The sequence below is a fragment of the Corynebacterium sp. KPL2825 genome, from assembly GCF_037908445.1.
Taxonomy (GTDB): domain Bacteria; phylum Actinomycetota; class Actinomycetes; order Mycobacteriales; family Mycobacteriaceae; genus Corynebacterium; species Corynebacterium kefirresidentii.
The window spans coordinates 75,432-85,909 of the sequence record NZ_JBBMGI010000012.1 but is presented as its reverse complement, the minus strand read 5'-3'; the positions used below and the strand labels follow the sequence as shown (position 1 = coordinate 85,909).

The window sequence follows — 10,478 nt, the reverse complement described above, 5'->3', positions numbered from 1 at the left end:
CCTTAACATCCTTCGGAGTCCAACGCGTCACAACTACCTCCCGGTCGAAGTGGCGCATTCACCCCTTGACAGCACGGTTTTGTCTGTAGACATTCTGAAATCGTCAATGTATTGCAGGCAATTGAAAAAGGCACGGTGCGTGGAGGTGGGTTTCGATAAAACTTATAACGGGAAAATCCCGAAACGATCTCTGTTCGAGGGTAAATTTGGCTTATTTGTTAATACTGGGCTTGGCGAGGGACTGGGGAATGCTTTCGTTTTCATTTGCGTCTGTGGTCAACCAACTGGTTGATTGCAGTTTCAACCAGCCCTGCGATTCAAAGCCGGAACAGATGTAGAAAGATGAGTCCTTGGAGTATTTGATTCGTCGCTAATCCGGCCGTGGCAGCGGTTGGGAAGGAGAATGACCATGAAAGCTTTGTATTGGGCATCTATTTTCTACCTTGTCTTGGGATTGGGGGCCGGGGTCTTCTACCGCGAATTCACGCGTGCCAATGACTTCCCCGAGGGTGAGTTCACTCAGCTGAGCGTGGCGCATACTCACTTGCTGGCGCTCGGTTTCATGATGAGCCTTATCTTCTTGCTATTGGAGAAGGTCTTTGGTCTGTCACGCAATCGTGGTCAGTTCAATGCGTTCTTTTGGCTGTATAACGTCGGCGTGGTCGTCACCGTCGGCGTCATGATCTGGCACGGGTGCTTGACCGTATTGGGGGAGGAGTCCACTGCAATGATCTCCGGGATTGCTGGTCTTGGTCATATCCTCATTACGATTGGCCTGATTGCATTCATTGCAGCACTAGGCAATGCCATCAACGAGGCTCAAGAGGCTGAGGCCCAACCCGTAGCAGGTGACTAATGATGAGCGAGATGGCTACTGAATAGGCACAGTGCCTCCACGGCGAGACTGAACCTAACTCATGCGCACTGGGGTAATAGTTTGTATGCGGTCCTGTATGCAGCGCTGTTGTGGGCCACAGGAATGATTGCCGATAGCTGGGGTCGCAAGCGTTCATTTCTGGCGTGGCTGCGGTTGGATCATTGACTTGCCATTGACGCTCTACGGCTTGGGCTTTGTGCCTGTGTAGTTGATGGGTACGCTGCTCAGCGAGATTCCGGTGAATAGTTTCGGTCAGGCTTCGGCTACCCAGAGTACGGTCCGCCAAGTCGGTTCCGCGCTGGGCACTGCGGTTTCTGGGTCGGTATTTTCCATGGCACTTGGGCTAACGCTGCCCAAGACGCTGGAGGCGGCCGGCATCATGGGGCCGGGTGCCGCTGGCATAGCAGAAGCAACGCGCCAATCAGCTGGTTCCGCTATTGCAGAACTGCGCGTTCAAGGCGGGCATAGTCCCTTTAGCGAGCAGACCAGCGTTGTGGTGCAGGCGCTTAGCTACGGCATGACCGGCGCCGCCCGCTACTCCCTTCTTGCTGCAACGGCATTCCTGGCGCTGGGCTTTGTTAGTGCGATGCGGGTTCGCCGTGCCGCGAACGAAAGCAGTTCCATGGAGCAATCGAACTGATTTATTGCCAGAAAGTTAGTGTAAGTCTGTTGTTTTCCTGGGCGGATTAGATGAGCAAAGTTTTTCTGCCTTCAACTAAGAGGGCTTGCCCATCCCTCAGCAGTAGGAGATTCCAATCTTGTCCGTACTGCGCAACAGTTTCACTGATGACGTTTATAGAATAAGGACCAGTCGTTCCTTGGGCGTGGGGAATAATGACATACGGAGTGAGATTTAGTCCTGTGCGGTCGGTGAGCTGCGGTGCCGTCCGCGGATCGTCCATGATTGATGCCGGTTCGATTGAAGGTCCTGCAACCATTGCGCCGGCAGAACTTCCAGCGTAAAGCGTGCCGTTCTGGACCGCTTCAACTAGCAGGTGGTCGGTACCAGTGAGTCTCAGCGCATCAAGGAGACGGAATGCCTCGCCGCTCGCAACATAGATACAGTCGGCTAAGTTGATTTCATTGCGTATGTCGCTCGGTTGCGCCTGCGCCACGGTTAAGGGGATTAGTTCCTCTGCCGCATTGCGAATGGTTGTCAACTCTGTTTGGGCGAACGGGGCTTGGCTCATTCCCGCGGCAGCATCATCGATGTACAGCACTCGACCCGAAATGTATTTGCTGATTTCTGGGTGTAGGTATGAGGCGAGGAGTAAGTGCATAGGCTTAGTCTACGTGAGCGCCTTATATGCTTGGGGCAGCTAGATCGGAGTATTGAATAATCGGAAAAGTCTCGAGACGCCGATCGGAACGATGTCTCGAGACTTCACATTGTGCCCCAGAGTGGATTCGAACCACCGACACCGGCTTTAGGAGAGCCGTGCTCTATCCCCTGAGCTACTGGGGCTGGGAGTTGCTAGTGCAACTTGGCTAATCATAGCAGTGGGGCAGGGGCGCCCCGAAATGGCTGGGGCTTGGATTAGCTCTCGGCCAATTCCTTCTGCTTATTGCGCACGGAGGAAGCTGGTGGGTTGGTCTCGTGGGTACCGTCGGAGTAGAGGACGGTAGGGATAATGCGGTTGCCGTCGTTGACGGATTCAATCCAAGCGTTGATGTCCTCGGTGTTGTCGGCCTCGACGTCGACAAGCTCGTATGGGGTTTCGGTGCGGTCCAGGTTTTTAATCAGCTTGGCGCAGAATGGGCACCAATCGGCGTAGAAGATGGTGACGTCGGAGTTGGTTTCTGGGGTAGTAACAGACATTAGGCTGCATCCTTTCGGTCGTAGGTTAAAAAGCGGTATTTGATGGGGAGATCGCTGGCCTCTTGGTCCGGAAGCTCTAGGTGACCGTTGTCGGAGGTGAGCCAGTCGGTGCTGTGGGCGAGGCCGAATTCCTCGGGGATTTCGGGGGCGTAGATGGACCTATCGCCATAAGCATCCCCGATATTGACGCCCATGAGGGTGACCTCAATGCGGTCAACCTGATCCAGGGTGGCGGTGTAGATTTGGCCGCCGCCGATGACCCAGGCGTCGGAAAGCGGGGGCATAGCGGTGATGACCTGGGCGCCGGCGGACCACTGGCCGGGCGTGCGGGAGGAGAGCACGTAATTCTCCCGGCCAGGAAGGGGGCGGAATTTAGGATTGAGCGACTCCCAGGTCTTCCGGCCCATGATGACCGGCGCACCCATGGTTACGTCCTTAAAGTGCTTGAGGTCTTCCGGCACGTGCCAGGGCATTTGCTCGCCATCGCCAATAATTCCGTCCAAGGACTGTGCCCAGATTGCGCCCAACATTAGACGGACACCTGCGCCTTGATGGTGGGGTGGGGGTCGTAGCCTTCAATCTCAAAGTCGGCGAAGTCATAGGAGAACATGTCTTTCGCCTTGTGCAGGTTGAGCTGCGGGTACGGGCGTGGCTCGCGGGAGAGCTGCTCTTTGACCTGCTCTACGTGGTCGTTATAGATATGGCAATCGCCGCCGGTCCAGATAAGCTCGCCCACCTTGAGCCCGGCCTGCTGGGCAAACATGTGGGTCAGCGCCGCATAGGAAGCGATATTGAACGGAACACCTAAGAACATATCGGCCGAGCGCTGGTAGACCTGCATGGATAAGGTGCCATCGGCCACGTAGAGCTGGAAGAGCAAGTGGCAGGGCATCAGCGCCATCTTGTCCAGCTCCGCGACGTTCCATGCAGAGACCAAGTTGCGGCGCGAGTCCGGATTGTCCTTGAGGGTATCGAGCGCCTGCTGGATTTGATCAATGTGCTCGCCATCCGGGGTAGGCCAGGAGCGCCACTGCACGCCGTAGACCGGCCCTAGCTCGCCATTGTCATCCGCCCACTCATTCCAGATGCGGACCTTATTGTCCTGCAGGAACTTGATATTGGATTCGCCTTTGAGGAACCACAAAAGCTCGCCCAATACCGCGTGGAAATAGACCTTCTTGGTGGTCAGCAGCGGGAAAGACTCGGCCAGGTTATAACGCAGCTGCGCGCCAAAGATGGAGCGCGTGCCGGTGCCGGTGCGGTCGCCTTTGGGCGTGCCGGTCTCTAGGACCTTCTTCAGCAGATCCTCATACGGGGTCTCAATCATGCGCACTAGTTTAGAATCCGCCGTGCTCCTCGGCAAAGGCCTGGGCGTGCTCCAGGATTTCATCCTTGAGCTCGGGGCGGCAGATGAGGATATCCGGGATGAAGGTGTCCTCATTATTGAACCGGATTTCGGAGCCGTCGAGGCGGCAGCAGTGCAGACCGGAAGCTTGTGCGACGCCCACCGGGGCGGCCTGATCCCACTCGTACTGGCCACCGGCGTGGATATAACCGTCATAATCGCCGAGCAGCACGTGCATGGCCTTGGCACCCGCGGAGCCGACGCCCACGATTTCATAGCCCATTTTCTCGGCAATGTAGCCGGCTACCTTGGGCGGGCGATTGCGGGAGACGACGAACTTCTTAGATAGCGGGCCGGTGACCGCCCGAACGTCCGAGGACTTGAAGGTAACGCCGAGATCCGGCAGGCCCACCGCCGCGTGGATAGGAATACCATTTTCTACCAGGGCGATGTGCACGGCCCAGTCTTGGCGGCCGGTGGCAAATTCCTTAGTGCCGTCGAGCGGATCCACGATCCACACGCGGTCCTTCTTGAGGCGAGTGAGGTCATCGGAGGCTTCCTCAGAGAGCATGCCGTCCTGGGGGCGGTGCTGTTCAAGCACGCGGGCGATCCATTCTTGGGCGGCTTCATCGCCGGCGTCGCCAAGCGAAAGGCCCCGTAGCAGGCCCCCGTTGCGCACGCCTTTAAGGATCTCACCGCAGCCCTGGGCGAGGGAATTGGTCAGGCGGGAATCAGAAATCTCGACGGTCATGGTGCCCACATTACAACGCGGACTAGAGTGTGGGCATGCCAGAAAACATCCTCGACCGCTTCCGGCCCCAAGTAGCGCAGTGGTTTCGGGATGTATTTGCCGCCCCCACCGCCGTGCAGGCGCAGGCCTGGGAGAAGATTTCCCGCGGTGAGCACGCCCTTGTAGTGGCCCCTACCGGTTCCGGTAAGACGCTCGCTGCGTTCTTGTGGGCGCTGAATAATTTGGTTGAGCGCGAAGGCCAGCTGGCGCTGCCGGTGGGCTCTGGTGCATCGGGATCCGCCGCTGGAGTGAAGGTGCTGTATATTTCCCCGCTTAAGGCGCTGGGTGTGGACGTGGAAAATAACCTGCGCGCCCCGCTGACAGGTATCGCGCGCACCGCGGAGAACCTAGGCCTGGATGTCCCGGATATTTCGGTGGGCGTGCGCTCGGGCGATACGCCCTCCGCGGAGCGTGCGCGGCAGGTGCGCAAGCCGCCGGATATCTTGATTACCACCCCGGAGTCAGCCTATTTGATGCTTACCTCTAAGGCAGCGGGGATTTTAAAGACGGTGGATACCGTCATTATCGATGAGATTCATGCCCTGGCTGGCACCAAGCGCGGCGTGCACCTGGCGCTGACCTTGGAGCGCCTACAGCAGGTGGCAGGGGACTTCCAGCGCATTGGACTTTCCGCCACCGTGCGTCCGCTGTCTGCGGTATCGAATTTCTTAGGCGGCAACCGCCCAGTAGAAATTGTCGCGCCGGCCGCGGAGAAGAAGTGGCAGCTGGACGTGCATGTGCCGGTAGAGGATATGTCCGATTTGCCCACACCGGAGCAAGGCTCCACCATCGGGGAGATGACGGTGGATGATGCGATTGGCATCAGCTCTCCTTCCGTGGATGAGTCCGCGCTGCCCACGGCCAAGTCCATCTGGCCGTTTATTGAAGATGACCTCTATGCGGAAATCATGGCGCATCGCTCCACACTGGTATTTGTCAACTCTCGGCGCACGGCCGAGCGGCTGACCAGCCGGCTCAATGAGCTCTATGCGCAAGAGCATGATCCGGATTCGCTGTCGCCCGAAACCCGCCGGGACCCAGCCCAGCTGATGAAGCAGGTCGACGTCGCCGGCAAGGCCCCGGCGGTTATCGCCCGCGCCCACCACGGCTCGGTGTCTAAGGATGAGCGCGCGATGACTGAAACCATGCTGAAAGAAGGCACGCTCAAGGCCGTGGTGGCCACGAGCTCGTTGGAACTGGGCATCGATATGGGTGCAGTGGAGCTAGTCGTGCAGGTGGAATCGCCGCCTTCCGTGGCCTCCGGCTTGCAGCGCGTGGGCCGCGCCGGGCACTTTGTGGGCGCGGTCTCGCACGGGTCCTTCTATCCCAAGCACCGCGCGGATCTGGTGCAGTCCACGCTGACGGTATCGCGGATGCGCGCCGGGCTCATTGAGGAAATGCATACCCCGCGCAACCCGTTGGATGTGCTAGCACAGCAGACGGTGGCGGCCGTGGCTGCGGCCGGCGAGGACGGGCTCGATGCCGATGAGTGGTACGAGATGGTCCGCCGCGCTTGGCCCTACCGCGATCTGGCGCGGGAGGTCTATGACTCCGTACTGGACCTGGTAAGCGGTGTGTATCCGTCCACGGACTTTGCGGAACTTAAACCCCGCGTGGTCTATGACCGAGTGACGGGAGTGATGACCGCGCGGCCTGGTGCTCAGCGGGTGGCCGTGACCAGCGGCGGCACGATTCCGGATAGGGGCATGTTTGGAGTATTCCTCTATACCGGTTCGGGTGAGGGCTCCGGTGGCGCTCCGCGCCGAGTAGGCGAGCTGGACGAGGAGATGGTTTATGAGTCCCGGGTAGGTGATGTATTTACCTTGGGCGCTACCAGTTGGCGCATCGAGGACATTACGCGCGACCAGGTATTGGTCACGCCCGCGCCGGGGCATACCGGGCGCCTGCCGTTTTGGAATGGCGATGGCACGGGCCGCCCCTATGAATTGGGCAAGGCGCTAGGTGAGTATCGCCGCGAGGTCTTTTCCTCGCCGGATATCATTGCGGATGCCGATGATAATGCGCGCTCCAATATCGTGGCCTATCTGCAGGAGCAAAATGAAGCAACCGGTGTCATCCCGGATGAAAGGACGTTGGTGCTCGAGCGCTTCCGCGATGAGTTGGGCGATTGGCGCGTGGTGCTGCATACCCCGTTTGGCCGGCCGGTCAACTCCGCATGGGCGCTAGCAGTAGGCGCCCGGGTGGGCGAACGCACCGGCATGGATCCGCAGGCCGTGGCTGGCGATGATGGCATCGTGCTGCGCCTGCCGGAGGCAGAATCCGAGCCCGATGGGGCCATCTTCGCCTTCGATGCCGATGAGATAGCGGATATCGTGGCCGAGCAAGTGGGCAACTCCGCGCTCTTTGCCTCCCGCTTCCGCGAGTGTGCGGCGCGTGCGCTGTTATTGCCTCGGCGCAATCCCGGCAAGCGCGCGCCGTTGTGGCAGCAGCGCCAGCGCGCCGAACAGCTTTTGGACGTTGCGCGCAAGTACCCGTCCTTTCCCATCATCTTGGAGACGGTGCGCGAGTGCGTCCAGGACGTCTACGATGTCCCAGCTCTTACGGAAGTCATGCGGGAGCTGGGCCACCGCCGCATCCGTATTGCGGAGGTCACCACCGAACAGCCCTCGCCATTTGCCTCTTCGCTGCTGTTTAACTACACCGGCGCGTTCATGTACGAGGGCGATTCCCCATTAGCAGAAAAGCGCGCGGCCGCCCTGGCCCTCGACCCTGCGCTATTGGCCAAATTGCTCGGCACGGTGGAGCTGCGCGAGTTGCTCGATCCAGAGATTATCGCCGAGGTCCACGCCCAGCTCCAACGCACCGATCCCTCGCGCCGAGCTCGTACCACCGAGGAGGTGGCGGACCTGCTGCGCGTGCTCGGGCCGATTCCCGTAGACGAGCTGGGCGAGCACACCGACGTGCCGCTATCCGCACTGGACCAGCTGGGCACGCGGATTATGCGCGTGCGCATTGGCGGGCGCGAGCACTTGGCCCAGTCCCAGGATGCACCCCTGCTTCGCGACGCCCTCGGTATCCCCATTCCTCCCGGCATCCCCGCCCAAGTGGCAACCATTTCTGATGCCTTGCCGCAGCTGGTCTCGCGCTGGGCGCGCACCCGTGGGCCCTTCGTGTTGCGCGATCTCACCGCGGCCTTCGGCATTTCCGTCTCTGCCGCGCATACCGTCCTCGGCGCGCTTGATGGGGTAGTAGAAGGCCGCTACCGCCAGGGCGTCAACGAGCAGGAATACTGCGCCGCAGCGGTGCTCAAGACCATCCGCTCGCGTTCGCTCGCCGCCGCGCGTGCTGCTACCGAGCCGGTATCAGGTGCCACTTTTGCCCGCTTTTTGCCGGAGTGGCATAGCATCGCACCGGCCGGAAAGCGCCCGGCCCTGCGCGGGGCTGATGGTGTCTTTTCCGTCATCGAGCAGCTAGCCGGGGTGCGCCTGCCGGCCTCTGCGTGGGAATCGCTCATCTTGCCCGCGCGGGTGGGAGATTATTCGCCCACCATGCTCGATGAGCTCACTTCTAATGGCGAAGTGCTCATCTTCGGTGCCGGCAAGGCCGGTGCGGCAGACCCTTGGATCATGCTGTTGCCCTCGGACTATGCTGCTCAACTCGCCCCGGAAACGGACGCCGAGGGCGTGAGCATGCTGCAACGCGCCATCCTCGATGTTCTGGGCCGCGGCGGCGGCTTCCTCTTTGCCGATATCGCTGCCGAGGTCCCCGGCACTACCGAGGAGACCCGCGAGGCCCTCTGGGGTTTGGTGGAGATGGGCTTGGTAAGCCCCGATTCCTTCGCGCCGTTGCGTACCCGGTTGTCTTCCGGCGGTTCGCGCTCAGGCCGCACCGCGCACCGTTCGAAGCGGCGGCCCACCCGCTCTCGCCTGCGCATGGGGCGTACCTCCTTCGCCCAAGCTCAGAACGCCGCGGCCGCGCAGACCCCGCCCGATGTGATGGGCAGGTGGTCGCTGGCTGTGTCTGCCGCTACCGATGCCACCTCGCGGTCTGTGGCACACGGCGAGGCCTGGCTCGACCGCTACGGCGTGCTCACCCGCGGCTCCGTCGTGGCCGAAGACGTGCTCGGTGGCTTTGCGCTGGCCTATAAGGTGCTCTCCGGCTTCGAAGAATCCGGCAAGGCCATGCGCGGCTATGTCATCGATGGGCTGGGCGCCGCCCAATTTTCTACCCCCGCCATCATCGACCGCCTGCGCGGCCTGGCCGATTCCCCGGATGTTACCGGCTGGCCGTCTGGAACCACCGAGCCCGAAACCTTTGTCCTCGCCGCCTGCGACCCGGCCAATCCCTACGGTGCGGCCCTGCCGTGGCCGCAGCGCGACGATGCCGACGGCAAAGCCACCGGCGGGCACACCCGTTCGGCCGGCGCGCTGGTAGTGCTTATCGACGGACTACCCATCGCCCACCTCACCCGCGGCGGAAAAACCCTCACCACCTTCCTGGAATCGCTGCCGGGAGGCATCGACCCGGCGGAGGTATATCCCCGCCTGGTAGGCGCGCTCACGGATATGGTGGCAAGGGGAGTGCTGTCCCCGTTGGTTATCGAAAAATGCAATGGCAGCCCCATTCATAAGACGGATACCGCCGCCCACCTGCGCGAAGCTGGCGCCGGGATTACTCCCAAGGGAGTGCGCATCTCCGCGAGCGCCGCTGCTCCGCGCACCCCACGTGCAGGACGCCGCGCCAGCGAGGCCATCGAAGAACTCAGCTTTGATGACTCACCGCCTGCACCGCGCAATAATGGTGGCTTCCGCCCGCGCAGCGGGTACCGTCGCTAAAGATCCACTGGAGGTGTTATGCCCGAAGGCGATTCCGTCCTGCAGCTATCCAACCGCCTGCAGTTCATGGCCGGACGCGAGGTCACCGGCTGTTCCGTGCGCGTGCCGCGCTACGCCACCGTGCATCTAGACGGCATGGTATGCGAGCGCGTCTGGCCCTATGGCAAGCACCTCTTCATGCAATTCGACCAGACCATCGTGCACACTCACCTCAAGATGGAAGGTACCTGGGCCATCCATTACGCAGGCGACCGCTGGCGCAAGCCCGGACATACCGCGCGCATCGTCCTGCAGCTAGCCAACGCCCCGCGCGATATTGAGGTCGTTGGTCACCAGCTAGGCTTCGTGGAGATCTATCCCGCCGACCAATACCATCAGCGCATCGCCCACCTCGGACCGGATATTCTCGATCCTGACTGGGATCGCGAAGAAGCCCTGCGGCGGCTAAATAACCGTCCCCAACGCGCCATCGGCGCGGCGCTGCTCGACCAAAAGGTCGTCGCCGGCATCGGCAATGAATACCGCGCCGAGGCCTGTTTCCTAGCAGGGGTGCACCCGGCCACACCAGTATCCGAGGTGGATACCGCCCGCATCCTCGACATCTCTCGGCGCATCATGTGGGCTAATCGCACCTCCCCGGTACGCGTGACCACCGGCGTGCGCCGCGCCGGGGAGACGACCTATGTCTTCGGGCGCAATCGCAAGCGCTGCCGCCGCTGCGGCACCTTCATTACCAAGGGCGCGCTCGGCGGTGTGGATGCCGGCGGCGATGAAGGCGAACTCGAGCGCATCATCTGGTGGTGCCCTCATTGCCAGCCGCTTCACCCCGCGAAATAAGATTCCCGCGCTAG

The 10,478-nt window shown here is 61.0% G+C and carries 9 protein-coding genes and 1 tRNA gene; 4 read left to right on the top strand and 6 right to left on the bottom strand.

Features of this window, described 5'->3' with window-relative positions:
* Positions 1 to 409 precede the first annotated feature (409 nt).
* Both WMQ00_RS10095 and WMQ00_RS10090 read left to right on the top strand, forming a co-directional pair.
* A complete protein-coding gene (locus WMQ00_RS10095; RefSeq protein ID WP_023022000.1) occupies positions 410 to 856 on the top strand; it encodes a DUF2871 domain-containing protein in 447 nt (148 codons plus the stop codon).
* 232 nt (positions 857 to 1,088) lie between these two features.
* Entirely contained in the window at positions 1,089 to 1,517 is a 429-nt protein-coding gene (locus WMQ00_RS10090) for a hypothetical protein (RefSeq protein WP_023021999.1), read from the top strand.
* Between the two features lie 46 nt (positions 1,518 to 1,563).
* Here WMQ00_RS10090 and WMQ00_RS10085 read toward each other — a convergent pair whose 3' ends face one another.
* The 6 genes from WMQ00_RS10085 to WMQ00_RS10060 all read right to left on the bottom strand — a co-directional run bounded on the left by WMQ00_RS10085 (position 1,564) and on the right by WMQ00_RS10060 (position 4,792).
* Positions 1,564 to 2,157: a Type 1 glutamine amidotransferase-like domain-containing protein gene (locus tag WMQ00_RS10085; protein WP_023021998.1), complete on the bottom strand. Its 594-nt coding sequence runs from the start codon at positions 2,155 to 2,157 to the stop codon at positions 1,564 to 1,566.
* A 112-nt stretch (positions 2,158 to 2,269) separates the two neighbouring features.
* A tRNA-Arg gene (locus tag WMQ00_RS10080) sits at positions 2,270 to 2,342 on the bottom strand.
* A gap of 72 nt (positions 2,343 to 2,414) precedes the next feature.
* Positions 2,415 to 2,696 carry a glutaredoxin domain-containing protein gene (locus WMQ00_RS10075; RefSeq protein WP_023021997.1) on the bottom strand — a complete coding sequence of 94 codons (282 nt, stop codon included), beginning with the start codon at positions 2,694 to 2,696 and terminating at the stop codon, positions 2,415 to 2,417.
* Positions 2,696 to 3,226, bottom strand: a complete 531-nt coding sequence (locus WMQ00_RS10070) for a dihydrofolate reductase (RefSeq protein WP_200287958.1) — start codon at positions 3,224 to 3,226, stop codon at positions 2,696 to 2,698. Before WMQ00_RS10070 ends, WMQ00_RS10075 begins: the two co-directional genes overlap by 1 nt.
* Positions 3,226 to 4,023: a thymidylate synthase gene (locus tag WMQ00_RS10065; RefSeq protein WP_200287956.1), complete on the bottom strand. Its 798-nt coding sequence runs from the start codon at positions 4,021 to 4,023 to the stop codon at positions 3,226 to 3,228. Before WMQ00_RS10065 ends, WMQ00_RS10070 begins: the two co-directional genes overlap by 1 nt.
* A 10-nt stretch (positions 4,024 to 4,033) precedes the next feature.
* Entirely contained in the window at positions 4,034 to 4,792 is a 759-nt protein-coding gene (locus WMQ00_RS10060; RefSeq protein ID WP_200287954.1) for a 3'(2'),5'-bisphosphate nucleotidase CysQ, read from the bottom strand.
* Positions 4,793 to 4,827: 35 nt separating this feature from the next.
* Between WMQ00_RS10060 and WMQ00_RS10055 the strand changes: the two genes are divergently transcribed.
* On the top strand, positions 4,828 to 9,627 hold the full coding sequence (locus WMQ00_RS10055) for an ATP-dependent helicase (RefSeq protein ID WP_340440999.1): 4,800 nt from the start codon (positions 4,828 to 4,830) through the stop codon (positions 9,625 to 9,627).
* Positions 9,628 to 9,645: 18 nt separating this feature from the next.
* Entirely contained in the window at positions 9,646 to 10,464 is an 819-nt protein-coding gene (locus WMQ00_RS10050; protein ID WP_023021992.1) for a DNA-formamidopyrimidine glycosylase family protein, read from the top strand.
* Positions 10,465 to 10,478: the final 14 nt, after the last annotated feature.